The 23487-nt window shown below is 64.2% G+C and carries 21 protein-coding genes; 13 read left to right on the top strand and 8 right to left on the bottom strand.

All coding sequences use genetic code 11. The features are described 5' to 3' along the window. A complete protein-coding gene (locus ACZBJS_RS13110) occupies nucleotides 1–1008 on the bottom strand; it encodes an aliphatic sulfonate ABC transporter substrate-binding protein (RefSeq protein WP_463438786.1) in 1008 nt (335 codons plus the stop codon). 315 nt (nucleotides 1009–1323) lie between these two features. Between ACZBJS_RS13110 and ACZBJS_RS13105 the strand changes: the two genes are divergently transcribed. Then, on the top strand, nucleotides 1324–2118 hold the full coding sequence (locus ACZBJS_RS13105) for a MetQ/NlpA family ABC transporter substrate-binding protein (protein ID WP_057017483.1): 795 nt from the start codon (nucleotides 1324–1326) through the stop codon (nucleotides 2116–2118). Nucleotides 2119–2146: 28 nt separating this feature from the next. After that, nucleotides 2147–2923: a MetQ/NlpA family ABC transporter substrate-binding protein gene (locus ACZBJS_RS13100; protein WP_253590577.1), complete on the top strand. Its 777-nt coding sequence runs from the start codon at nucleotides 2147–2149 to the stop codon at nucleotides 2921–2923. Nucleotides 2924–2964: 41 nt separating this feature from the next. Here ACZBJS_RS13100 and ACZBJS_RS13095 read toward each other — a convergent pair whose 3' ends face one another. Further along, nucleotides 2965–4365 carry an LLM class flavin-dependent oxidoreductase gene (locus ACZBJS_RS13095; protein ID WP_316393972.1) on the bottom strand — a complete coding sequence of 467 codons (1401 nt, stop codon included), beginning with the start codon at nucleotides 4363–4365 and terminating at the stop codon, nucleotides 2965–2967. Nucleotides 4366–4782: 417 nt separating this feature from the next. Here ACZBJS_RS13095 and ACZBJS_RS13090 point away from each other — a divergent pair, with 417 nt between their 5' ends. Beyond that, nucleotides 4783–6108: an O-acetylhomoserine aminocarboxypropyltransferase/cysteine synthase family protein gene (locus tag ACZBJS_RS13090; protein ID WP_141340384.1), complete on the top strand. Its 1326-nt coding sequence runs from the start codon at nucleotides 4783–4785 to the stop codon at nucleotides 6106–6108. Nucleotides 6109–6141: 33 nt separating this feature from the next. Beyond that, nucleotides 6142–6939, top strand: coding sequence for a MetQ/NlpA family ABC transporter substrate-binding protein (locus ACZBJS_RS13085; protein ID WP_141340385.1), 798 nt, complete (start codon nucleotides 6142–6144; stop codon nucleotides 6937–6939). 94 nt (nucleotides 6940–7033) lie between these two features. Here ACZBJS_RS13085 and ACZBJS_RS13080 read toward each other — a convergent pair whose 3' ends face one another. Further along, nucleotides 7034–8422 carry an FAD/NAD(P)-binding protein gene (locus ACZBJS_RS13080; protein ID WP_463438785.1) on the bottom strand — a complete coding sequence of 463 codons (1389 nt, stop codon included), beginning with the start codon at nucleotides 8420–8422 and terminating at the stop codon, nucleotides 7034–7036. Nucleotides 8423–9004: 582 nt separating this feature from the next. Here ACZBJS_RS13080 and ACZBJS_RS13075 point away from each other — a divergent pair. Beyond that, complete coding sequence (locus ACZBJS_RS13075; protein ID WP_168855358.1) at nucleotides 9005–9664, top strand: TetR/AcrR family transcriptional regulator; 660 nt, start codon at nucleotides 9005–9007, stop codon at nucleotides 9662–9664. A gap of 8 nt (nucleotides 9665–9672) precedes the next feature. On the opposite strand, the gene paaZ is transcribed toward ACZBJS_RS13075, so the two are convergent. After that, entirely contained in the window at nucleotides 9673–11700 is a 2028-nt protein-coding gene (paaZ, locus tag ACZBJS_RS13070) for a phenylacetic acid degradation bifunctional protein PaaZ (protein WP_316394124.1), read from the bottom strand. 544 nt (nucleotides 11701–12244) lie between these two features. Here paaZ and ACZBJS_RS13065 point away from each other — a divergent pair. From ACZBJS_RS13065 to ACZBJS_RS13050, 4 genes are all read left to right on the top strand, one after another. Further along, nucleotides 12245–12505: a hypothetical protein gene (locus ACZBJS_RS13065; protein WP_316393978.1), complete on the top strand. Its 261-nt coding sequence runs from the start codon at nucleotides 12245–12247 to the stop codon at nucleotides 12503–12505. Continuing rightward, complete coding sequence (locus tag ACZBJS_RS13060) at nucleotides 12403–12699, top strand: hypothetical protein (protein WP_463438784.1); 297 nt, start codon at nucleotides 12403–12405, stop codon at nucleotides 12697–12699. The genes ACZBJS_RS13065 and ACZBJS_RS13060 overlap by 103 nt, the downstream gene beginning before the upstream one ends. Next, a complete protein-coding gene (locus tag ACZBJS_RS13055) occupies nucleotides 12606–13019 on the top strand; it encodes a hypothetical protein (protein ID WP_316393979.1) in 414 nt (137 codons plus the stop codon). The genes ACZBJS_RS13060 and ACZBJS_RS13055 overlap by 94 nt, the downstream gene beginning before the upstream one ends. Nucleotides 13020–13104: 85 nt before the next feature. Then, nucleotides 13105–14223, top strand: coding sequence for a branched-chain amino acid ABC transporter substrate-binding protein (locus tag ACZBJS_RS13050; protein WP_463438783.1), 1119 nt, complete (start codon nucleotides 13105–13107; stop codon nucleotides 14221–14223). A 154-nt stretch (nucleotides 14224–14377) separates the two neighbouring features. Here ACZBJS_RS13050 and ACZBJS_RS13045 read toward each other — a convergent pair whose 3' ends face one another. Together ACZBJS_RS13045 and ACZBJS_RS13040 are read right to left on the bottom strand one after the other, a co-directional pair. Continuing rightward, entirely contained in the window at nucleotides 14378–14797 is a 420-nt protein-coding gene (locus tag ACZBJS_RS13045; RefSeq protein ID WP_463438782.1) for a GFA family protein, read from the bottom strand. 34 nt (nucleotides 14798–14831) lie between these two features. Beyond that, complete coding sequence (locus ACZBJS_RS13040) at nucleotides 14832–15410, bottom strand: TetR/AcrR family transcriptional regulator (protein ID WP_316393983.1); 579 nt, start codon at nucleotides 15408–15410, stop codon at nucleotides 14832–14834. An 80-nt stretch (nucleotides 15411–15490) separates the two neighbouring features. Between ACZBJS_RS13040 and ACZBJS_RS13035 the strand changes: the two genes are divergently transcribed. Then, nucleotides 15491–15805 (top strand): monooxygenase, encoded by a 315-nt coding sequence (locus ACZBJS_RS13035; protein WP_316393984.1) that lies wholly within the window; start codon nucleotides 15491–15493, stop codon nucleotides 15803–15805. 27 nt (nucleotides 15806–15832) lie between these two features. Here the strand turns inward: ACZBJS_RS13035 and ACZBJS_RS13030 are convergent, their stop codons facing one another. Further along, on the bottom strand, nucleotides 15833–16846 hold the full coding sequence (locus ACZBJS_RS13030) for a hypothetical protein (RefSeq protein WP_463438781.1): 1014 nt from the start codon (nucleotides 16844–16846) through the stop codon (nucleotides 15833–15835). Between the two features lie 465 nt (nucleotides 16847–17311). Between ACZBJS_RS13030 and ACZBJS_RS13025 the strand changes: the two genes are divergently transcribed. The 3 genes from ACZBJS_RS13025 to ACZBJS_RS13015 all read left to right on the top strand — a co-directional run bounded on the left by ACZBJS_RS13025 (nucleotide 17312) and on the right by ACZBJS_RS13015 (nucleotide 21670). Beyond that, a complete protein-coding gene (locus ACZBJS_RS13025; RefSeq protein ID WP_316393987.1) occupies nucleotides 17312–18358 on the top strand; it encodes an aldo/keto reductase in 1047 nt (348 codons plus the stop codon). Next, nucleotides 18355–19209, top strand: a complete 855-nt coding sequence (locus ACZBJS_RS13020; protein WP_316393988.1) for an amidohydrolase family protein — start codon at nucleotides 18355–18357, stop codon at nucleotides 19207–19209. The genes ACZBJS_RS13025 and ACZBJS_RS13020 overlap by 4 nt, the downstream gene beginning before the upstream one ends. Nucleotides 19210–19330: 121 nt before the next feature. Next, on the top strand, nucleotides 19331–21670 hold the full coding sequence (locus tag ACZBJS_RS13015) for a Tex family protein (RefSeq protein WP_141340393.1): 2340 nt from the start codon (nucleotides 19331–19333) through the stop codon (nucleotides 21668–21670). A gap of 213 nt (nucleotides 21671–21883) precedes the next feature. Here the strand turns inward: ACZBJS_RS13015 and ACZBJS_RS13010 are convergent, their stop codons facing one another. Then, nucleotides 21884–23347 (bottom strand): catalase, encoded by a 1464-nt coding sequence (locus ACZBJS_RS13010; protein ID WP_253589226.1) that lies wholly within the window; start codon nucleotides 23345–23347, stop codon nucleotides 21884–21886. Between the last annotated feature and the right edge of the window lie 140 nt (nucleotides 23348–23487).

Genomic DNA, 23487 nt, shown 5'->3' with positions numbered 1-23487 from the left:
TCACGATCCCTTCGGTGCCCAGATCTTGACGTCGCCGGTATCGACCTTGCGTGGCAGCAGACCTTCCGCCGTGAAGGTATCGGCGATCTTCTGCTGCTCGGAAAGGCCGGCCGCGGTGACCACGCCGACCTTGTAGGAGCGATGGCTGTTGGCCTCCTCCACCGTGGCGGCGTCGATGCCCCACAGGCCGGCGAGCAGCGCCGCGGCCTCGTTCGGATTGGCTTTGATCCAGATGCCGGTTTCCACCAACCTGGCAAAGATGACATTCAGTGCATCGGCCCGCTTTTCGGCGATCGCGGCAGAGGCAAGATAGTAACGCTTGTAGTTGGCGAGCCCGCCGCTGCCGTCGGTCAGGATGCGCGCGCTGGACTGGCGTTGCGCGCTGCTGAGGAACGGATCCCAGGCGACCCAGGCGTCGACATTGCCGCTGACGAATGCCGCGCGGCCATCGGCCGGCGTCAGATAGGCCGGCGTGATGTCCTTGAAGGACAGTCCGGCCTTGGCAAGTACCGCTAGCAGCAGGAAGTGGCTGCCCGCGCCCTTGGTGACCGCGACCTTCTTGCCCTTGAGATCGGCCGGCGCTTTGATTGCGGAATCCTTGGGCACCAGGATCGCCTGCGCCGATGGAGAAGCGGCTTCCTCGGCGACGTAAGCGAGCTTGGCGCCGGCGGCCTGGGCGAAGATCGGCACGGTGTCGGCGACGTCGGCTCCGAAATCGATGCTGCCGACATTGATGGCCTCGAGCAGCGGCAGGCCGCTGGTGAACTCGTGCCACGACACGGTGATGCCGAGCGGCGCCAACGCCTTCTCCAGCGCGCCGTTGGTCTTCAGGATAGCGGTCAGCGTCGACGATTTCTGGTAGCCGATCCGGATTTCCTCGGCGGCCGCAGGCCGAACGAGCGAGGTCATCGCAAGCAGCCCGATGGCGGCGACAGCAAGACGGCGCGACATCGCAGCCGCCGATGATGCGGCCTGCGCTTGCGGGATGGGGCGGGCAAAGATGGGCATGGCAAGTTGTCCTTAGCCGGTTCGATCTGTTGCCATTTGTGTGCAATCGGTGCGCCGGAGGCAATCGCGGAGAAGCCGTCCGAACGAGTGCAATTTTCTCTGCAAGCGAAGTCAGCGAGAAAAGTATTTTTGGCCTACGCGTTGCCGCCGGCATCGGCAGATAAGTCGCTCGCTGCGCCAAGATGCCCGGCCGGCTCCATTCTCTTTTCATCGCGGCCACAGCAGCGGCGACTCGTCATCGGGAAAAATTTGGATTCTCATTTCATTGATTTCGTCCCCGGCGCGAGCGATGAGCTTGATAGCGAGTTCAGTTCCATGGAGACCAAGATGTTGCTTCGATCCATTTTCGCTCTTGCAGGCGCTGTTGCGATCTGGTCGACCGCCGCCGCGGCAGAAACGATCAAGATCGGCGTGACGCCCGGGCCGCATGCACAAATCCTTGAGGCCGTGAAACCGATCGCGGCGAAGAGCGGGCTCGAGCTTCAGCTTATCGAGTTCTCCGACTATGTCGTTCCGAACGCGGCGCTCGACGCCGGCGACATCCAGGCCAACTCGTTTCAGAACCAGCCTTATCTGGACAACCAGAAAGCCGATCGCGGCTACAAGATCGAGCAGGTGGGGCTGACGGTCAATTTTCCGATCGGCGTCTATTCGCGCAAGCACAAGAACTGGGCCGACGTTCCTGACGGAGCCAAGGTCTCAATTCCCAATGATCCGACCAATGGCGGCCGGGCGCTGCTTCTGCTGCGCGACAAGGGCGCAATCAAGCTGAAGAGCGACGTCGGCTTCAAGCCGACCGTTATCGACATCGCCGACAATCCCAAAAACCTGAAATTCGTCGAGGTCGACGCAGCCCAGGCGCCCCGGGCGCTCGACGATGTCGATGCGGCGGTCATCAACACCAACTATGCGACACAGGCCGGTCTCGATCCGGTCAAGGATCCGATCCTGCGCGAGGATCCGAAAGGGCCATACGTCAATCTGATTGCGGTTCGCTCCGCCGACAAGGACAAGCCGTGGGTCAAGATCCTGGTCGACAGCTACCACACGCCCGAGATCAAGGAATTCGTCCAGACCAAGTTCAAGGGCGCGGTGCTGCCCGGCTGGTAGTTGCCGCTCCAATTGCTGAGGGATGATGATGCGTATTCTGATGACGGCGGTTGCCGCGGTAACGCTCCTGGTCGGCACCGCGAGGGCCGAGACGGTCCGCGTTGGCGTCACGGCCGGACCACACGCCGAGATCCTCGAAGTCGTCAAGAAGGTGGCTGCGGGCCATGGGTTCGACATCAGGGTGGTCGAATTCACGGACTACGTGATCCCGAACCAGGCGCTCGCGCTCGGGGATCTCGCGGCCAATTCGTTCCAGCACGAGCCTTATTTGAAGAACCAGATATCGAAGACCGGCTGGAAGATCGTCAAGGTCGCCAACACGATTGCGTCGCCGCAGGGTGTCTACTCGTTGAAATACAAGAAGCTGGCCGATCTTCCGGATGGCGGGCGGGTGGCGATCGCCAACGATCCTTCCAATGGCGCGCGCGGCCTGATGATCCTTGCGCTGCACGGCGTGATCAAGCTCAGGGACCCCAACAACGTCGCGTCGACCATTGCCGACATCACTGACAATCCGAAGCATCTGCGCTTCGTCGAGCTTGATGCCGCGCAGTTGCCGCGTTCCCTGCAAGATGTCGATCTGGTCTCGATCAACAACAATTATGCGGTTCAGGCCGGGCTCAATCCCGCCGCCGATGCAATTGCCCGCGAGGCGGCCGATGGCCCGTGGGTCAACATCGTTGCCGTGCGCGAGGCGGACAAGGACAAGCCCTGGGTCAAGCAGCTGATCGATGCCTACCATTCCGAGGAGGTCAAGGCATTCCTCGAGAAACGCTTCAAGGGCACCTACATCGCAACCTGGTGACGGGAGTTGATCGCCCATCGCCAGGAGGTTTCCAGGCCGATCTATTCGGCGGCTTCGGTGCGCGCTGCCGTCGAGGCGCGGCGGAAGCCGACGCCGGGATGCGTGGCGTCAAGATAGGGTCCGCGTCCGGGGAACAGCTTCTCGCGGAGCGTGCCTTCGCGATAGGCTGTCTTGTAGACTCCGCGTGACTGCAATTCCGGCACGACGAGGTCGACGAATGACGTCAGTGATTCCGGCGCGACGAGGCGGAACAGGTTGAAGCCGTCGACGTCGGTTTCGTCGGCCCAGGCGATCAGCTCATCGGCCACGTCCTGGGGTGAGCCGACCACGAATGGCGAGCGTGCGCCGATCCGGCTCAGCGTCGCGAGATCACCGACCTTGACCGGCCGCTCGCTCCGCAACGTGAAATTCTCGACCATCGACTGGATCGCGTTGCTCTCGACATATTGTACCGCCTGATCGGGACGATAGTTCGAGAAGTCGATGCCGGTCCAGCCCGAGAGCAGAGCCAGCTGGCCGGCTTGATCGACATACCCTGCGTACTCCTCGAGCAGATCGTTGGCCTCCGCGCGCGTCGGGGCAACGATCACGGTCGCGCCGGCGAACAGGCGGATATCATAGAGATCTCGTCCGAACGCCTTGGCCGCTTCCCTGATCTCGCGTACGGCACGGGCCAGAATGGGCCTGGTCTGGCCGTTGAGGAAGATCGCCTCCGCGTGCCTCGCCGCGAAGGCGCGGCCGCGCTTCGAGGTTCCCGCCTGATACAGCAACGGTGTGCGTTGTGGCGAGGGTTCGGCGAGGTGGATGCCGTCGACCTGGTAATGAAGTCCCTGGTGCCGCACATTGTGGATCCTTGCCGGATCCGTGAACACGCGCGCTGTCCGGTCACGGCGAACGGCGCCGTCCTCCCAGCTGCCTTCCCATAGCTTATAGCTCGCAATGAGAAACTCCTCGGCCGCCTCGTAGCGTTCATCATGCGCGCGGTTGGCCTCAAGGCCCATTCCGCGGGCGCCGCTGTCGAGATAGCCGGTGACGATGTTCCAGCCGATCCGCCCGCGAGTGAGATGATCGAGCGTCGAGAAGCGGCGGGCGAACTGGTAGGGATGCTCGTAGGTGAGGTTGGATGTGATGCCGAAGCCGAGATGCTTCGTTGCGTAAGCCATGGCGGAGACGAGCAGGGTCGGCTCGGCGTTCGGCAATTGAACGGCGTGACGCAGCGCAGTGTCAGGACTGCTGCCGTAGACGTCATAGATACCAAAGACGTCGGCGAGGAAGATGCCGTCGAGCAGGCCGCGTTCGGCGGTTCTGGCGTAGTCGACCCAATGGTCGAGCGAGTTGTAGTTGAGTGAAGTGTCGCGCGGATGCGACCAGAGACCGGCCCAGTTGTGGCTCGGCGCCATCATGTTGAACGCGTTGAAGCGAAGTTCCTTTGGTCTGGTCATTGCGCAATTTCGCTAATTGAGGACTGAGAGGTGATTTATCACGTCAGCTGCGCGGTTTTATTTTCTATATGGAAAGGCAGGATCAAAATCGTGCTTTGTCTTCGATCCGGCGCAGCAGAGATTCGTTTGTTCGACGTCGTCGTGCTGTTCGAAATGACGGTATGCACGACATTGCGTACTGATTTGCAGGCGCGATCGGCAGATGACTCATCAGCTCCACTGAGCCGTTCAAACCGGCGGAGCAGTGAAACAAATGTTACGCGACAGGCGCCGCGGCTGAAAAATTAGCGACGCCATCAGACGCGCCGCCAGCACGCTCATCGCTATTTTCTCCGATGTCTCGACAGTCGCGGACGCTGCTGCGCATCATTCTTTGCCTTTTGATGCTGGGTCCACGGATTTCAGGAGAATTTCGAGATGCCGATCGAAACCAAGAATGTCGAGACGCTCGCCTTGCATGGCGGATCGTACCGGTCTGACCCGGCGACCGGCGCCGTCGCCGTTCCGATCTACCAAACGACGTCCTTTCAATTCGAGAATACCGATCACGCATCGCGGCTGTTCGCCCTGGAGGCGATCGGACAGATCTACACCAGGATCAAGAATCCGACGGCTGACGCGTTCGAGGAGCGCCTGGCCGCGCTGGAAGGCGGCGTTGGCGCGCTGGCCGTGGCGTCGGGCCAGTCGGCGACGGCCTACGCGATCTTCAACATCGCGCAAGCCGGCGACAATATCGTCTCATCGACCGATCTGTACGGCGGCACCTGGACGCTGCTGTCGCAGACGCTGAAGCAGTTCGGCATCGAGGTTCGCTTCGTCGATCCGGCCGATCCGGAAAACTTCCGCCGGGCGACCGATGCGAAGACCCGGGCCTATTTCGCCGAGACGCTGCCGAACCCCAAGCTCAACGTCTTCCCGATCAGGGAAGTCGCGGATATCGGCCGTTCGCTCGGCGTGCCGCTGATTCTCGACAACACCGCCGTCCCGCTCATTGCGCGCCCGTTCGAGCACGGCGCAGCGATCGTCGTCTATTCCGCGACAAAGTATATCGGCGGCCACGGCACGTCGATTGGCGGAGCGATCATCGACGGCGGCAATTTCGACTGGGCGGCGCACGCCGAGCGCTTCCCGCTGCTGACGCAGCCGGACGATGCCTATCACGGCGCGATCTGGACCGAGGCAGCCAAGCCGCTGGGTCCGATTGCCTACATCCTGCGCGCGCGCGTGAAGCTGCTGCGCGATCTCGGTGCCGCGGTCGCTCCCCAGAACGCATTTCAGTTCATCCAGGGACTTGAGACCTTGCCCCTGCGGCTGCGTCAGCACAACGAGAACGCGATCAAGGTCGCGAATTTCCTGGCACGACATCCCGCCGTTTCGCACGTGATCTTCCCCGGACTGCAGAGCGGGGAGGACCGGCGCCGCGCCGATCTCTATCTGAAGGGCGGCTATGGCGGGCTGGTCGGCTTCGAGCTGAAGGGGGGCGTCGAGACCGGCCGTCGTTTCATCGATGCGCTGAAACTGTTCTATCACGTCGCCAATATCGGCGATGCGCGCTCGCTGGCGATCCACCCGGCGTCGACCACCCATCAGCAGCTGAGCGCCGCGGAACAGCTCGCGGCAGGCGTGACGCCCGGCTACATCAGGCTTTCGGTCGGCATCGAACATCCCGACGACATCCTCGCCGACCTCACCCAGGCATTGGCCGAGGCTGAGGCGGGAAGCAGCGGCCGCAAGGCGGCCTGATCGATTCCTGAAGACGGAGTTGAAACCGAGACCATGAAGACATTGTTGCGCCTGGCGCAGGCGGCTGGCGTGCTGCTTGCCATGACTGCGGCCGCCGTTGCGGACGAACCTCTCAAGATCGCGACCAGCGCCGGCCCGGTCGGTCAGCTGGCTGGCTTTGCCGCCAAGCTCGCCAGGGATAAGGGGCAGGACGTCAAGATCGTCGAGCTGTCGGACTGGGTCGCGTTGAACGAGGCGGTGAACAGCGGCGACGTCGACGCCAACCTGTTCCAGCACGCCACCTATCTCGCGATCCAGAACAAGCAGCGCGGCTTCGACCTGGTCCAGGTCGACAAGGTCGGCGTGATCGCGCCCGTCGGGCTGTTCTCGAAGAAGATCAAGTCGCTCGAGGAGATCAAGTCCGGCGACAGCGTTGCGATCCCGAACGAGCCGCTCAACGGCGCGCGTGGCTTGATCCTGCTCGAACGCGCCGGACTGATCAAGCTGGCGCCGGGCAAGGGTTTTTCGGTCAATCGGTTTGATATCATCGAAAATCCCAAGAACCTGAAGATCGTCGAGCTCGATCCGGCGCAGACCTACCGGTCGCTCGATGACGTCACGCTTGCGCTCGTCAACATCACCTATCTGATACCGGCCGGCGGTGATCCAAAATCGGCGCTGGTGATCGACCGCACGGTCGATGACGGTCTCGTGCTGCGCTTTACCGCGCGGCCGGACAAGAAGGACGATCCGCGCCTGAAGGCCTTCATCCAGGTCTTCAATTCACCCGAGGTCAAGCACTTCATCGAGGAGAAGCTGCCGGCGTTCATTCCGGCCGGCTTCGGCAGCTAGAGCTTTCCCGAGCGAAGTGGACGCCGGTTCGCGGCAGGAAAGCGCGTCAAAACTGGAATCTGGAGCTCCGTTCCGATTCCATCGGAACGGGGTTCTAGACGCGCGCGAGGGATGCGAGTCGCCGCCTCTCGTCGGAGTGAACCAGCAGAGCGGCAAGCTCGGCGCATTGGTTGCGGATGTCGGGAATTGCGCTGATTTCCCAGAACGCGGCGCGCGTGAGCGGGCCGACGGCATACAGGCGGCGCGATGGGACGCCGTCGTGACCGATGATCGCGCAATTGCGATCGGTTTCGATGCCGATGCGGAGCGGATCGACGCGCGCCAGGCCAAGCTCGAGCAGGCTGCGCACCGCGGGATTGGCGGTTGCGCGCGGATCCTTGACAATGCCGGTGCAGTCGACGATGGCGCCGACATGCATGCGACGGAGCCTGCTCTCGCCGCGCCGCCGGTAACTGACGATCGCGCCTGTCCGGTCGGGCTCGGCCGAGATCAGCTTTGCGGCCATCGGGGTGAGCCGGCCTCCATAGATCGCTTCAGTGATCCGGACCTCCACTTGCGGCGCCATCCGATGCCGATGCACGTCCCACCAGGCGCGTGCGTGCTCGAGGAACCGGCGCTTGGACGAAAGCGGGAGCTCTCGCCACAGTCGCTGGGTATGGGGGCGAAGCCCATCGATCACGCTGCGCCAATCGCCGCCCGCTGCGATGTGCCGGTCGATGCGGCCGCGAAGCCAGCGAAGCAGGCTGCCGATTCCGGAGCCGAAGGGGACGTCCGCCTCCTCGATGTGCACGGCGTCGACCCGGCGGTGCGGTTTCGCGAGAAGGCCTCGGCGCGACATCGCAACGATCGGCCCGCGATGTCCGTCGCGCAGCAACGACAGCACGTAATCGACCATCGTCAGGCCCGTGCCGAGGATCAGGACGGTCGCGTCGTCGGCGATCGCAGCGGCAGACGGTGCTGCCCAGGGATCGGCATGTCCCGGACTGTTCGCGCGTGGATCGTGTCCGGTTGCGAGAACGACGATGTCGCCGATCAGCTGCCGGCCGTCGTCGAGGCTGGCGGTGACGTCGCCTCGCCGTTCGCGGATCGCGATGCATCTGCCGTGCACGATCGACAGGCGTTGGATGTTGGCCTGATCGGACGCCTGTTGCTCGAGCAGACTGGCAATGTAGTCACCAAAGATGCGCCGCGGCACGAAGCAATAGGGATCAGGGCAGAGCGGCGCGTCCGCCCCGCGCGAGATCAGCCAGTGCCAGAAATGGTCCGGCTGGTCGGGCAGCGCACTCATATTCGCGACCCGTACATTGAGCAGATGATCCGGATTGCCGGTATGATAGGCGATGCCGCGCCCGATGTCGGGACGCTGCTCGATCAGGCTGACACGGACATCGTCCGTCGGTTGACGCAGTAGCTGGTGCGCCAGCAGGACGCCGCTTGCGCCGCCGCCGACGATGATGACGTGACGCGCTCGAGGAGCTGTCATGCTATCGCTCTGTGCGTGATCCTGCCGCACGACATGTGCGGCGTGGGCAGACTGACGTCGGCGTGGCGATGGATCACATCTGCTGCGGTCTCGCCTGGGCATGCGTCGCGCCAACGAGCGGTCAGCCGTGAGGACCAAACAGAAAGAGTTCGTGCATGTCCTTGCCGTCGGGGTTGGCGGCGCGGGCCAGCCGCCGCTGCCATCTCTTCAGCCGGCGGGCCGCGCGACGAAGGACGTGGAGCCAAGAGGATGTCCGCACCCAGAGCCTCCTTCGCATTCCGAGCCGTTCGATGAACGATAACACGCTCCTGTTCGGGACGCGCGCGAAACTCGGCGGCGCCGCGAACTTTGCAATCAGACGCGCATGGCGAGGCGATTTGCAGCAGAGAGATGCTCTCGCGACGCGGCGCCAGGAAAATTCATTCCGGGCAATGTTGCCCGATCGCCGGGCTTATGGAATTGTCCGACCGGATGGTCAATAAATAGCGGTTCGGAGGCGGGGCTGTGGTCCCGGAACCTTGCGACTATTGACTGACATCTCTGGACGATGGCCGAACGGCCGCCTGGTGAAACGGACAAGACATGGCCCGATCGCGCGCCAAGGACTATGACGACAAGCGCCTCTCGATGCTGCATCGCTCGGCCGAGCTGTTTGCCGCATCGGGATATGTCGGCACGTCGATGAACACCATCGCCGATGCCTGCGGGGTTTCGAAGGCGCTGCTCTATCACTATTATCCCGACAAGGAAGCGATCCTGTTCGATATCCTGTCGTCGCACCTCGCGAAGCTGGTGGCGGCGGTCCGCAAGGCGAGCGCACAGGCCGGCGATCCGGTCGCGCGCTTCAGGACGATCGTTGCGACCCTGCTCGAGCTCTACCGGCATGCCGACGCCGAACATCAGGTCCAGATCTCAAGTCTCAAGCTGTTGCCGAAGGACAAGCAGCAGCCGCTGCTCGCAAGCGAGCGGATCCTGGTCGGGATCATGTCGGACGCACTCGCCGCCGCCGTGCCGGCGGCGAAGCACAAGCGCCTGCTCAAGCCGCTGACGATGAGCGTCTTCGGCATGCTGAACTGGCATTACATGTGGTTTCGCGAGGGCGGGCCGATGACCCGCGCCGAATATGCCGGTTTCGTCGCGCAGCTCGTGCTGGCCGGCGCCGACGATGCCGCGGCCGGCGCCACCCGGCCGCGCGGCAGGGCGAAATCGGCCGGCCGCGGCCGACAGGCCGAGTTGCTCTGACGCGCCTCTTAACCCCGCATCGCGTTCATGGTCAGCAGCTCGTAGGTCGCCGCGGTTTCGCCGGTGCCGGTCGTGATCTCGACGTCCCAGCGTACCTCGCCATATTGCTTGTTGCGCGGCATCTTCTCCTTCGCCGTCAGCCGCACCTGGATCTGTTCGCCGGGCTGGACGGGTTTGACGAAGCGCAGCGAGTCGAGGCCGTAATTCGCCAGCACCGGCCCGTAGTCGGGATCGACGAACAGGCCGGCCGCAAACGACAGCAGCAGATAGCCATGCGCGACGCGGCCCGGGAAGAAGGGATGCCCCTTGGTCGCTTCCTCGTCCATATGGGCGTAGAAGGTGTCGCCCGTGAAATGCGCGAAGTGCTCGATGTCGTCGAGCGTGACCTGCCGCGACTTCGAGACCAGCGTGCGGCCGATCTCGAGATCGTCATAGTGATAGCGGAACGGATGCAGGTCGCCTTCGAGCATCGGGCTGCCCTTGAACCAGCGGCCGGTGACGCCGCTCAGCATCGCCGGCGATCCCTGCAATGCGGTGCGCTGCATGTAGTGCTGGAGGCTGCGGACGCCGCCCAGTTCCTCGCCGCCGCCGGCCCGGCCGGGGCCGCCGTGAACCATCTGCGGCATCGGCGAACCGTGTCCGGTGTGCTCGCTCGCGCAGTCGCGGTCGATGATCGCGACGCGGCCGTGAAAACTGCCGATGCCAAATGTCAGTTCGGTCGCAGCCGGGATGTCGTGCGTGTAGATGGATGCGACGAGGCTCCCGCCGCCGCGATTGGTCAGCGCGATCGCTTGCTCCAGACCGTCGTAACCCATAACGGTGCTGACAGGGCCGAACGCCTCGATCGCGTGGACTGCGGATGCGGCGAGCGGCTTGGCGCAATGCAGCAGCAGCGGCGGAACGAAGGCGCCGCGCTTCGCATCGGCATCGAGCAGCGCGAAGTTGCCGGGATCGCCGGCCACCAGTTCGGCTTCGGCGCGAAGCTTCGCGACATGGGCAAGCACATCGCTGCGCTGGCCGAGCCCGACAAGCGGCCCCATCCTGACCTTGTCGTTTTCGGGATTGCCGATCGTGACCTTGGCCAGACGGTCGCGCAGCGCCGTGATCACGGCATCGAGCTGTGCCGACGGCACCAGCGCGCGACGGATCGCGGTGCATTTCTGGCCGGCCTTGACCGTCATCTCCTTCGCCACTTCCTTGACGAAGAGGTCGAACTCCGGACTTCCCGGCACGGCGTCCGGAGCGAGGATTGCGGCGTTCAGCGAATCCCGTTCGGCGATGAACCTGACCGCTTCGCGCGCGATGACCGGATGCCGCTGCAGTTTTTGCGACGTGTCGGCCGAGCCTGTGAAGGACACGACGTCCTGGCAGGTCAGATGGTCGAACAAGTCGCCGGTCGATCCGACGATGAATTGCAGCACGCCTTCGGGCAGCGCGCCGGATTCGGTGATGATCCGAACCAGCTCGTGGGCGACATAGGAGGTGACCGTCGCGGGCTTGGTCACGACGGGCACGCCGGCCAGCAGCGCCGGCGCCAGCTTCTCCAGCATGCCCCAGCACGGGAAGTTGAATGCGTTGATGTGCACTGCGACGCCGTGCAGCGGCGTCACGATATGCTGACCGGCGAATGCGCCAGCCTTGGAGAGCCCTTCGACCTTGCCATCGAGCAGGAATTTGCTGTTCGGGAGCTCGCGGCGGCCCTTGCCGGCATAGGCGAACAACGTGCCGATGCCGCCGTCGACGTCGATCATTGCGTCGGTGCGGGTTGCGCCTGCGTGGAATGACAGTTTGTAGAGCCGGTCCTTGTGCTGGGTCAGATAGTCGGCCAGCGCCTTCAGTAGGCCCGCGCGCTGATGGAACGTCAGCTTTCTGAGATGTTTGCCGCCGATCGCGCGGCCATAGGCGAGGATCTCGCGCATGTCGAGATCGCTCCTGGTGGTGACCGCCACCACATCGCCGGTGACGGCACTGTGAATCTCGGCTGCCGGTTCGCCCGGGCCGGACCATTTTCCGCGCACGAAGCTGTCGAGCTTCATGACGTTGCCCGCCGTCCGTGCACCACTGGATTGAGGCTGTGTCATCGCAATTGGACCTTCTGACTTGTGATCAATGATGCGTCTCGCCTTGACGGCGGAATGTTCAATCCGAACGTTCAAGCTTTGGCTCGTCCGACAAAGCGCGTCGCGCGCTTTTCAAGAAAGGCGTTGAGCGTCACGACGCGATATCCGGTGCGGATATCGGTCAACACCAAATCGCTGACCATGATGACCTCCCGTTGCGGCTTCTGGTGGCCGAAGGTTGCGTGACGTGCGCTTGGATTACTATTGACCGTCCGGTCAGTCAATTATAATCCGCGTAACGGCTTGGGATGACGACACCGGGCAATATCGAGCGAGCACGATTTCGGTCTCGGTTGCGATTTCAGATCCGGCAATAGCGTCAGGATGATCCGGCGAGCATCGCCTGTCTGCAGCAAAAGTGCCGACGCGTAAGCATGGTCCCGTGCACTCGAGCGGTGTCATGCTGCCACAAATCGGCCCCATATCACCGGCGACCCCCCGCCGCCATGAGGATTGGCCGATGACGATGCAGTCGCCGGATATCGCCGGGTTTCGGTTCTCGACCGCGGATTTCGGCGAGCGCGACCGCTTGCCGATCTTTCGCGAGCAGATCGGGCGGATGATCGTGAAGCTCGATCCGGAGCCACTGAGCGTCGGCGCGTTCCATGCCGAAGCCAAGTGCGCGAGCTGCCTGGGCTCGGGATCGTGTCCTGGGCGTGCAGCAACCTCAAGATCGCACGGCCGCGCGAGCTGTTCGACGGCAATGACGACCTTGTGCTGACGATCATCACGAGCGGCAACGCCCGCGCGTCGCAGCGCGGCCGCGACATCGAGCTGGGCACGGGGCAGGCCGTGCTGGAGTCGAGCGCGGAGGGGGCAACATGGTGGTCCCGGTCTCGCCGAGCCGTTTCGTCGGTCTCAGGCTCCCGCGCAAGGCGCTGGCACTGCTGGTCCGCGATCCCGAGGACATGCTGAACCGGTCGTTGCCCGCGAACACCGAGGCGATGCGTCTGCTGGCGCTCTACATCAGGGAGCTTGACGACAGCTACCAGCTCGCGACGCCCAAGCTGCGCGGCGCCGTCGTCCGGCATCTGGTCGATCTCGGGCGACGTCGCAAACAGCGCTCTCCGCCAGCCTGTGTGCTGTCGCGCACACAACATCGCCGCCCAATCACGTCCGCTGCGGGCGATTTCAGACGTCAATGCACGACAACGTGTTTCACATTGTTGCCCGATGTCGCATATGTCCAATCCCCCGTCGCCTCAGTCCGAGCCTGCCGATCGTCTCGCGCTTAAAAGGCAGCCCCCGGTGATCGTTGCAATCGGCGGATTCGTCGACTGCGATGCATTGAGGCGACTTGAGACCATCGAGGAGAATGTGATGAAGTTTGCACTTCGAGGATATTTTCTTGCGCTCGGCGCGAGCCTGGCCTTGTCCGGCGCCGCCATGGCACAGGATATCAGTGTTGCCGTGGTCGGGCCGATGACCGGCTCCGAGGCGAGCTTCGGCCAGCAGTTCAAGAACGGTGCTGATCTCGCGATTGCCGATATCAATGCGGCGGGTGGCGTGCTTGGCAAGAAGCTGAAGCTGGAGGTCGGCGACGATGCCTGCGATCCGAAGCAGGCGGTGTCGGTTGCTGAGAAGATGGCAGGCGCGAGGATTCCGTTCGTCGTTGGGCATTTCTGCTCATCGACCTCGATCCCTGCGTCGGACGCCTATGCAGAGGGCAATGTGCTGCAGATCACGCCGGGCTCGACCAATCCGCAATTCACCGAGCGCGGGTTGTGGAACACGTTCCGTGTCTGCGGCCGGGATGACCAGCAGGGCACGGTTGCGGCCGCCTACATTATCAAGAACTACAAGACCAAGAACGTCGCGATCATCCACGACAAGACGACCTACGGCAAAGGCCTTGCCGACGAAACGAAGAACGCCATCAACGCCGCGGGCGTGAAGGAAAAGCTCTATGAGGCCTATACCAAGGGCGACAAGGATTTTGCCGCTCTGGTATCCCGCTTCAAGAAGGAGTCGATCGATTTCGTCTATGTCGCCGGCTATTATGCCGAGGCTGCGTTGATCCTGCGCCAGATGCGCGAGCAGGGCGTCAATGCTGTGCTGATGGGCGGCGACGCCCTGGTCGACAAGCAGTTCGCCGCGATCGCAGGTCCGCTTGCCGAAGGCTCGCTGTTCACCTTCTCGCCCGACCCGCGCAAGAAGGCGACCGCGGCCGCGACCTTGAATAAGTTCAAGGACAAGGGCATCGATCCCGACGGCTACACGCTCTACAGCTATGCCGCGTTCCAGATCTGGAGCCAGGCCGCGGCCCGCGCCCAGACCACGGACGCAAAAAAGGTCGCTGCGGCCATCAAGGCCGGAAGCTGGGATACCGTGCTCGGCAAGATCAGCTACACGCCGAAGGGTGACATCACCCTGATCGACTACGTCGTGTACCGCCGCGACAAGGACGGCAACTACGCCGAACTGCCGGCCGGCCAATGATCGCCAGAGCGTTTTCGAGCGAAGCGGATACCGGTTCGCGTGAAGAAAACGCGTCAAAGCAAAATCAAGAGCCTCTGTTCCGATGCAATCGGAACGGAGGCAACCCTGGCTAGGCTGAATCGTTTCCCGCTGCGCCCGTGACCGGCGCATCCGGTCACACGTTCCGGGCAAAGCGTGCAGCGCCGGGGATCGGCGTGAGCCATGCGACGGCGCGATCGGTATAGATCTCGGCTTGCGGCTGCAATCCCTCCATGCTGTCGAGCGTACCGGCTTTCACCACGACCTTGCCGGGCATCAATGCGGTCTTCGCCAGCAGCGGGGACCCGCAGTGCCCGCAGAAATGACGATGGACCGGATGGCCGCTGTCGCCCTTGTCGACGAACACCACCGTCTCGCCCGACTGCTGGTAGTCGGCTTCGCGGATCACGAGGTTGAATGAAAACAGGCTGCCGCTTTGCCGCTGGCAATGTGTGCAATGACATATAGCGATGCTCCGCGGTTCGCGCTTGAGCGTGTAACGGACCGCGCCGCACAGGCAGCCGCCGTTCCGTTCCTGCGTGCTGGTTTCTCCCATTCGATGACGCCGTCGCCGCGACAAGGACGCCGCCTCAGGCGTCGCCAATCACGGCTTCGATGAATGTGGTGGCCGACTCCCTCAACTGCTTGCGGCTGTATCCGGCGCGCTCCATCACGGCGAGCCCGCGCGTGAACGTCACGATGACGCGCGCCAGCCGGTTTGCATCGGCCGTGCTGCGCCTGTTCGGCGCCGCGCTGATGGCTTTGCCGACCAGTTGCTCGAGCCGGGTGAGCACGTCCAGCACGCGCTGACGCACATCCGCGCTCGAAATGGCAGCGTCCAGCGCGGTGCGCGTCGTCAGGCAGCCCCGCTGCGGCGTGCCGTTCGTCATGTTGACGATGATCATGTCAAAGAAGTCCCTCAGTCTCGCCGAGGTATCGCCCTGCGCCAGCGCGCTGCCGGCCGCGTCCAGGAATTGCGCGGCATACTGATCGAAGGCGCGCAGGAAGATCGCTTCCTTGTCGCCATAGGCGTTGTAGAGGCTGCCGCGCTGGACGCCGGTCGCGGCCGCGAGATCCTGCATGGTCGCATCGTGCAGGCCCTTGCGCCAGAACACGTCTAGCGCGGTTGCGATCATCTCGTCCTCGTCGAACTGACGCACGCCCACCATTCGATCCACTCCATCGGGTCATTGTTGACACAATCGTCAATATTGACAATGATGTCAAGAATGAAGCCGAGGAGATCCGGATGATTACCGCAATCACGACGTTCAAGCTGCCGAAGCCGATCACGCGCGAGGAAGCCCGCAGCATCTTCCTGAGTACCGCGCCGATCTATCGCGGCATTCAGGGGCTGTTCCGAAAGACCTATTTGCTGTCCGAGGGCGGGATGACGGCCGGCGGTATCTATTTCTGGAACTCGAGAGTGGAGGCGGAAGCGCTGTACACCGATGCGTGGCGCGCCCGCGCACGGGAGAAATATGGCGCCGATCCGATCGTCACCTATTTCGAGAGTCCTGTGGTGGTCGACAACCTTGCCCAGCAGATTGTTGCCGACGATTAGCAACGAAGCGGCGGTGGCGGATGCGCATCACAGCGCATTGAGCGCCTTGCGCGACGGAGCGAGCGGCAGCCATTCCGGAATCTGCCGCCTGGCGAGCCAGTACGGACGCCAGATCGCGCGCCAGGTCGGGCGGTCGAGAGGCGCGGTGCCCCATCTGCGTTGCTCGACCTCCATCCACAACAGGCCGTGGCTATGCAGCCATTGGCGCGCTGCCCACCAGACCTCGCGCGGCATCTCGGCGTTCCGGATACCGGTGAGCTCGGCGATACCTGGCAACGGACCCTCAAAACGCGCCGCAACTCTCAGGGTGGCGACGCGTTGCCCGCTCCGCCTGACGCTCCACAGCCGCGAGCGATTGTGGGCGAGGCTGGGACCGTAGGTGCGCAGGCAATTCTGCATCGCTTCCGCCTCCTCCGAAATATCCGTGGTCGAGCTCAGCGGGATGAAGTCGTAACCGTCAACGCGGCCCGGCCGCAGCCACATATCCGCGATCTTCTCCGAGCCGAGGCTGACATGCAGCGCGATCATCGTGCGCCACGCATCGGCGGCCGCGAGCGCCGAGCCGATCTGCATGCTCGGCGTCCACCTCCGGTCGATCAGCGTATGTCCCAGCGTCGCCGGCTGCGTGGAGAACCACGCCCACAGGCCGATGAGCCGCAATCGCGCAGGATCGGTGCGCGGCGGCGCCCGGACCAGCTCGCGCGCGATCCAGACCGCCGGTCCATGTGCGAGCTCGGCAACCGCCGCGACGGATTTCAGCCAGATCGGCGCGAGCTTCGGTGACGGCGGCAGGTGGTTCGCGATCTGCCGGCGAAACAGCTCGTCATCGGGCAGTCCCGTGATCGGAGCGGTGAATGCTTCCGGCGGCAATCTGCGCAGCCACAGCGGAATGCCCGCCGCGGCCGCGGCGTCCGCGAGCGAGCGGCCGTCGATGACGCATGCGCGTGCGCGCGCCGAAGCGATCCCGGCTCGCGGGACCGCCAGCGCGAACAACAGCGCAGGAAAGCTCGCGGCAAGGTCCGCAAGACGCGTGTGCCGCATGGCCAGCGCGCGGACCCTTCCCTGAACGTGTGGATGATACCTCCGCAGCTGATGTTCGAGCAGCACGGAGCGTGTGGCCTCGCGACGAGAGGTCACCTGAAGCGTCGAGGTCATGACAAAAGTTCCGCAAGCGCGGAGCCGAAGGCCCGCGGCAGATTCGATTGCGTGTGGGTGTTGCGATTTCACCCGGGATCCGATTCCGGGACGCGCGTCAAATATCGCGCGGCGAACCCGGGAAGCGCACAGACCTGAACATCGTCGCCTCCTGCGTTGAAGTTGCGGAGCGCTCCCATAGCCTATTTCCCGCCGATAGGCAACGTGAAGCTGTGCATTGCATTTTAGCGATGTGGTGCCTGCGCGATGAGAGACCACACCGCGGCGTCGGCCGCCAAGGTCCCTTCACGATCCTGGTCAACGACGCTAGTCTGATGAGGCGCTAACAAGAAACGCAGGCGGGAGGCCATAATGACCCAACAACAATCCTCCGATCCAGGCTCCCCGGCACTGCCACGTCGCAGGCTCGGCCGCACCGGGCTCGATGTCTCCATTCTCGGCTTCGGCACGGCACCGCTCGGCGACCTGTTCGCGCGGCTCGACGACACTGCTGCGATCGCAGCAGCGGAGCGGGCGTTTGCGCTGGGCGTCAACCTGCTGGATTCCTCGCCGCTCTACGGCCATGGCCTCGCCGAACACCGCAGCGGCACCGCGCTGCGCCGCGTGGCGCGCGACGACGTCGTCGTCTGCACCAAGGTCGGGCGCTGGATGGACCCGTTCCACGGCCGCGGCGACGGCTCCAATTTCGCCGGCGGCGCGCCGCATCGCGCGGTGTTCGACTATTCCTATGACGGCACCATGCGCTCGGTGGAGCAGTCGCTGCTGCGGCTCGGCACCGATCGCATCGATTTGCTGCTGATCCACGACGTCGACGTCTGGACCCACGGAGCTGACGCGATCGAGACGCGGTTTCGCGAGGCGATGGAGGGCGCGTATGTCGCGCTCGACAAGTTGCGTTCCGAGCGCCTGGTCAAGGGCATCGGGATCGGCGTCAACGAGGCCGAGATGTGCGTGCGCTTCGCCAAGGCCGGAACGTTCGACACTGTGCTGCTTGCCGGCCGCTACTCGCTGCTCGAGCAACCCGCACTCGCCGAATTCCTGCCGCTGGCGCAAGCAAAGGGCATCGGCATGATGCTCGGTGGCGTCTTCAACTCCGGCATCCTGGCGACCGGCGCGGTTGCCGGCGCCAAGTACAATTACAAGGATGCGCCGCCGGACGTGATGCGGAAGGTGGCGGCGATTGATCGCGTCTGCCGCGCCCACAACGTGGCGCTGCCGACCGCGGCGCTGCATTTCGCGCTCGGCCATCCGGCGGTGGCAAGCCTCGTGCTCGGCGCGCAGACGCCGCAGGAGGTCGAGCGCAACGTCGCCGCGTTGTCGTCGCCCGTGCCTGCCGCGCTGTGGCGCGACCTGAAGAATGAGGGGCTGCTCGACCAGCATGCGCCGGTGCCGGCATGATGCGGATCGACGCCCATCACCATGTCTGGACCCTGGCGCGCGCGGATTACGGCTGGCTGACGCCCGAGCGCGGGCCGATCTACCGCGACTTCGGCCTGGCCGATCTCGCGCCGCATCTCGCCGCGGCTGGGATTGAAGGCACCATCCTGGTGCAGGCCGCACCGACTGAAGCGGAGACCGTATTCCTACTCGATATCGCCAAAGGGACCGAGCAGGTGCGCGGCGTGGTCGGCTGGGTCGACTTCGACGCTGCCGATGCCGCGGCGCGGATCGACGCGTTTGCCGGGCGCGAGCTCCTGGTCGGTCTGCGGCCGATGGTGCAGGACATCGCCGATGACGACTGGCTGCTGCGCCCCGAACTGGCGGCGCCGCTCGAGGCCATGGCGCGGCATGACCTGGTCTTCGACGCGCTGGTGCTGCCGCGCCATTTGCCGCGGCTCATTCAGGTGGTCGATCGCCATCCGGACCTGCAATTCGTGCTCGACCATTTCGGCAAGCCGCACCTTGCGACCGGCGACATCGCGGCCTGGAAGGACGACATCGCAAGCCTCGCCACACGATCCAACGTGGTCTGCAAACTCTCGGGTCTTGCGACCGACGCGGCACCGAACTGGCAGGTTGCCGATCTCAGCGAGGCCGTCGATCATGCACTGGCATGTTTCGGGCCGCAGCGGATGCTGTGGGGCAGCGACTGGCCCGTCGTCAACCTCGCCGGCGGCTATGCGTACTGGTTCGCAGCCGCGGAGTGCCTACTTGCTGATTTGTCAAGTGAAGCAAGAGCTGCGATTTTCGGCGGCAATTCGGCGCGGGTTTATTTGTCAAGCCGCGGACGGCCAACATCCCGGAAATAGATTGCAGCCCGCGCCCAATTTGATCCACAGCGCGCCTTGATGAATCAATCCGGGATGGTTCATAAGCGACCTCCGCGCCATCGGTGATCCGGCGGCGCAACGGAATTTCAGAGAGACAGGCGTGGCAAAGATTCATCATCAGATTGCGCAGGAGCTGGGGGTTCGCGACGAACAGGTCGAGGCGGCGGTGACGCTGCTCGACGGCGGCGCCACGGTGCCGTTCATCGCGCGATACCGCAAGGAGCTCACCGGCGCGCTTGATGATGCCCAGCTGCGCACGCTGGAAGAGCGGCTGACGTATTTGCGCGAGCTCGAGGAGCGCCGTACCGCGGTGCTCAATTCGATCCGCGAGCAGGGCAAGCTCGACGCCGCGCTCGAGGCTCAGATCATGGCCGCCGACAGCAAGGGCCGGCTCGAGGACATCTATCTGCCGTACAAGCCGAAGCGTCGCACCAAGGCCGAGATCGCCAAGGAGGCCGGCCTCGAGCCGCTCGCCGATCAGCTTCTGACGCAGCCCGAGAGCGATCCGAACGAGGCCGCGACGCCCTTCGTCAATGCCGAGAAGCAGGTCGCCGACGTCGCCGCGGCGCTCGACGGCGCGCGCGCGATCCTGGTCGAGCGCTTCGCCGAGGATGCCGACCTGATCGGCGCGCTGCGTGAGGAGATGTGGTCGAACGGCATCATGGCCTCGACCGTCCGCACCGGGAAGAAGACCGAAGGCGAGAAGTTCAAGGACTATTTCGATTTCTCCGAGCCGCTGCCGAAGTTGCCGTCGCATCGCATCCTGGCGCTGTTCCGCGGCGAGAAGGAAGAGATCCTCGACCTCGCCATCAAGCCGGAGGCGCAGGAGCCGGTCGTAGGCCAGCCCGGCCTCTACGAGCTCAAGATCATGAACCGCTTTGCGATCTCCAACCAGGGCCGCAAGGGCGACAAATGGCTGACCGAGACGGTGCGCTGGGCCTGGCGCACCAAAATCCAGATCCACCTCAACATCGATTTGCGGCTGCGGCTGTGGACGGCGGCCGAGACCGAGGCGGTGCGCGTGTTCGCCTCGAATCTGCGCGACCTCTTGCTCGCGGCGCCGGCCGGCGCGCGCGCCACCATGGGGCTCGATCCCGGGTATCGCACCGGCGTCAAGGTCGCGGTGATCGATGCGACCGGCAAGGTGGTGGCGCATACGGCGATTTTCCCGCACGAGCCGCAGCGGCGCTGGGATGAGGCGCTCGCCATTCTCGGCAAGCTCGCGATCGAGCATGGCGTCGAGCTGATTGCGATCGGCAACGGCACCGCCTCGCGCGAGACCGACAAGCTCGCCGCCGAGCTCGTGAAGCGGCTGCCCGAGCGCAAGATGACCAAGATCGTGGTCTCCGAAGCCGGCGCATCGGTCTACTCGGCCTCGGCCTTCGCCTCGAACGAATTGCCCGACCTCGACGTCACCATTCGCGGCGCGGTCTCGATCGCGCGGCGCCTGCAGGATCCCTTGGCCGAGCTGGTCAAGATCGATCCGAAGGCGATTGGCGTCGGCCAATACCAGCACGATCTCGGCGAGGCCAAGCTCGCCCGCTCGCTCGATGCCGTGGTGGAAGACTGCGTGAACGCGGTCGGCGTCGATGCCAATACCGCCTCGGTGCCGCTGCTCGCGCGGGTGTCGGGCATCGGCCAGGGACTGGCGCAAAGTATCGTGCAGCACCGCGATGCCAACGGCCCGTTCAAGTCGCGCAAGGCGCTGAAGGAGGTGCCGCGGCTCGGCCCGAAGGCGTTCGAGCAGTGCGCCGGCTTCCTGCGTATCAGCAATGGCGAGGATCCGCTCGATTCATCCGGCGTGCATCCGGAAGCCTATCCGGTAGTGCGCCGCATCCTCGAGGCGACCAAGAGCGACATCAAGGCGCTGATCGGCAATGCCGACGTGGTGCGGGGTCTCAAGCCGCAATCCTTCGTCGACGATACGTTCGGATTGCCGACCGTCACCGACATTCTGCGCGAGCTGGAAAAGCCCGGCCGCGATCCGCGTCCGGCGTTCAAGGCGGCGGTGTTCAAGGAAGGCGTCGAGGAGGTCAAGGACCTAAAGAAGGGCATGATCCTCGAGGGCACCGTGACCAACGTCGCCGCATTCGGCGCCTTCGTCGATATCGGCGTGCACCAGGATGGGCTGGTGCACATCTCGGCGATGTCGCGGAATTTCATCAAGGACCCGCGCGAGGTGGTGAAGCCCGGCGACATCGTCAAGGTCAAGGTGCTGGACGTCGAGGTCGCGCGCAAGCGCATCGCGCTGACGCTGCGGCTTGACGACGAGATCGGGCCGAAGAAGGACAATGCGGCGCCGTCGCGCGATTTCTCCCGCGGCTCCGGCAAGATGACGTCGTCGGCTCCGCGCCGGCCGCAGGAGCAGTCCGGCGGCGGCGCGCTCGCCGACGCGCTGCGCCGCGCGGCCGAGAAGAACGGACGCGGCAAGCCGACCTGAGCCGCGGAGGAGGGCGGCGAGCCGAGTTCGCCGCCTTGTTCGAAATCGACCACCTGACGCTTCTGGCTGAGTTGCCTAAGCTGTCCCCGTCATCCTGAGGTGCAAGCTCTTGCGAGCCTCGAAGGATGCACGGCCCCATTTCTGGCCGATTCATCCTTCGAGGCCCGCTCCGCGGGCACCTCAGGATGACGGGGCCGAAGGGGGCCGTCCCGGCTACAGCTCTCCGGCAGCAAACCTCGCCAGCGCATCCGCGACGCCCTTGCCGTAGGCCGGGTCGGCCTTGCTGCAATTCGCGACGTGCCGTTCCTGGATGTGCTTCGACGCGTTGCCGACCTGACGGGCGGTGTTGTCGAACAGGGCCTGCTTTTGCGCGGCATTCATCTTGCGGAACAGGTCGCCCGGCTGCTGCCAGTGGTCGTCATCCACGCGATGATCCCAATGCGCGGCCGCGCCTGACAATTCGAGTGGCGGCTCGTTCAGCTGCGGCTGATCGGTCCACTCGCCATGGCTGTTCGGCCAGTAGGTCAGCGTGGCGCCCAGATTGCCGTCGGTGCGCATCGCACCGTCGCGGTGATAGCTGTGGAATGGGCATTTCGGCGCGTTGACCGGGATCTGGTGGTGGTTGACGCCGAGCCGGTAGCGCTGCGCGTCGCCATAGGAGAACAGGCGGGCCTGCAGCATCTTGTCAGGTGAATAGCCGATGCCGGGCACGACATTCGCCGGCGTGAACGCCGCCTGCTCGACCTCGGCGAAGAAGTTCTCCGGATTGCGGTTGAGCTCGAAATACCCGACCTCGATCAGCGGATAATCCGCCTTGGGCCACACCTTGGTCAGATCGAACGGATTGAACGGGAATGCCTTGGCCTGTGCATCCGTCATCACTTGGATAAACAGCGTCCAGCGCGGGAAGTCGCCGCGCTCGATGCTCTGGAACAGGTCGCGCTGGTGGCTCTCGCGGTCCTTGCCGACCAGCGCCTCGGCCTCGGCATCGGTCAGGTTCTGAACGCCCTGCCGGGTGCGGAAATGGAATTTCACCCAGACGCGCTCATTGTCGGCATTGATCATGCTGTAGGTGTGGCTGCCGAAGCCGTGCTGGTGACGGAAGCTTTTCGGGATGCCGCGCTCGCTCATGACGATGGTGACCTGGTGCAGCGCTTCCGGCAGCAGCGTCCAGAAATCCCAGTTCATGTCGGGGTCGCGCACCCCCGTGCGCGGATGCCGCTTGATGGCGTGGTTGAGGTCGATGAAGCGCAAGGGGTCGCGGAAGAAGAACACCGGCGTGTTGTTGCCGACCACGTCCCAATTGCCTTCATCGGTGTAGAATTTCAGCGCGAAACCGCGAATGTCGCGCTCGGCGTCCGCCGCGCCGCGCTCGCCGGCGACCGTCGAGAACCGCGCGAACATCGGCGTCTGCTTGCCGATCTCCGAGAACATGCTGGCCTTGGTGTAGCGCGTGATGTCGTGGGTGACGGTGAAGGTGCCGTGCGCGCCGGCGCCCTTGGCATGCATCCGCCGCTCCGGGATCACCTCGCGGTGAAAATGCGCCAGCTTCTCGATCAGCCAGACATCCTGCAGCAATGCGGGTCCGCGCGGCCCCGCCGTCAGGATGTTCACATTATCGGCAACGGGGGCGCCGGAGGCGTGGGTCAGAAACGGTCTTTTGGTCTCGTCGCTCATCGAAAGCTCCTTGCTGAAGGTCAGCACTTCGCCGTCCCGGCGCCCGCAGGGAGGCCAGGCGAAAGGTGATTGCATCGCGGGTTGGATGACGGCCGCGGGGAGGGCAGAGTCCGGTGATTGACAAATTGTGAAGCGGGTCT

It is taken from the genome of Bradyrhizobium sp. KZN70725, assembly GCF_055264925.1.
The sequence above is the reverse complement of the archived record's forward strand: the minus strand, read 5'-3'. Positions and strand labels throughout refer to the sequence as shown.

Coding starts and splice junctions, on each gene's coding strand:
- ACZBJS_RS13110 (WP_463438786.1), bottom strand. CDS start 1,008: ATGCCCATCTTTGCCCGCCCCATCCCGCAAGCGCAGGCCGCATCATCG.
- ACZBJS_RS13105 (WP_057017483.1), top strand. CDS start 1,324: ATGGAGACCAAGATGTTGCTTCGATCCATTTTCGCTCTTGCAGGCGCT.
- ACZBJS_RS13100 (WP_253590577.1), top strand. CDS start 2,147: ATGCGTATTCTGATGACGGCGGTTGCCGCGGTAACGCTCCTGGTCGGC.
- ACZBJS_RS13095 (WP_316393972.1), bottom strand. CDS start 4,365: ATGACCAGACCAAAGGAACTTCGCTTCAACGCGTTCAACATGATGGCG.
- ACZBJS_RS13090 (WP_141340384.1), top strand. CDS start 4,783: ATGCCGATCGAAACCAAGAATGTCGAGACGCTCGCCTTGCATGGCGGA.
- ACZBJS_RS13085 (WP_141340385.1), top strand. CDS start 6,142: ATGAAGACATTGTTGCGCCTGGCGCAGGCGGCTGGCGTGCTGCTTGCC.
- ACZBJS_RS13080 (WP_463438785.1), bottom strand. CDS start 8,422: ATGACAGCTCCTCGAGCGCGTCACGTCATCATCGTCGGCGGCGGCGCA.
- ACZBJS_RS13075 (WP_168855358.1), top strand. CDS start 9,005: ATGGCCCGATCGCGCGCCAAGGACTATGACGACAAGCGCCTCTCGATG.
- paaZ (WP_316394124.1), bottom strand. CDS start 11,700: ATGAAGCTCGACAGCTTCGTGCGCGGAAAATGGTCCGGCCCGGGCGAA.
- ACZBJS_RS13065 (WP_316393978.1), top strand. CDS start 12,245: ATGACGATGCAGTCGCCGGATATCGCCGGGTTTCGGTTCTCGACCGCG.
- ACZBJS_RS13055 (WP_316393979.1), top strand. CDS start 12,606: ATGGTGGTCCCGGTCTCGCCGAGCCGTTTCGTCGGTCTCAGGCTCCCG.
- ACZBJS_RS13050 (WP_463438783.1), top strand. CDS start 13,105: ATGAAGTTTGCACTTCGAGGATATTTTCTTGCGCTCGGCGCGAGCCTG.
- ACZBJS_RS13045 (WP_463438782.1), bottom strand. CDS start 14,797: ATGGGAGAAACCAGCACGCAGGAACGGAACGGCGGCTGCCTGTGCGGC.
- ACZBJS_RS13040 (WP_316393983.1), bottom strand. CDS start 15,410: ATGGTGGGCGTGCGTCAGTTCGACGAGGACGAGATGATCGCAACCGCG.
- ACZBJS_RS13035 (WP_316393984.1), top strand. CDS start 15,491: ATGATTACCGCAATCACGACGTTCAAGCTGCCGAAGCCGATCACGCGC.
- ACZBJS_RS13030 (WP_463438781.1), bottom strand. CDS start 16,846: ATGCGGCACACGCGTCTTGCGGACCTTGCCGCGAGCTTTCCTGCGCTG.
- ACZBJS_RS13025 (WP_316393987.1), top strand. CDS start 17,312: ATGACCCAACAACAATCCTCCGATCCAGGCTCCCCGGCACTGCCACGT.
- ACZBJS_RS13020 (WP_316393988.1), top strand. CDS start 18,355: ATGATGCGGATCGACGCCCATCACCATGTCTGGACCCTGGCGCGCGCG.
- ACZBJS_RS13010 (WP_253589226.1), bottom strand. CDS start 23,347: ATGAGCGACGAGACCAAAAGACCGTTTCTGACCCACGCCTCCGGCGCC.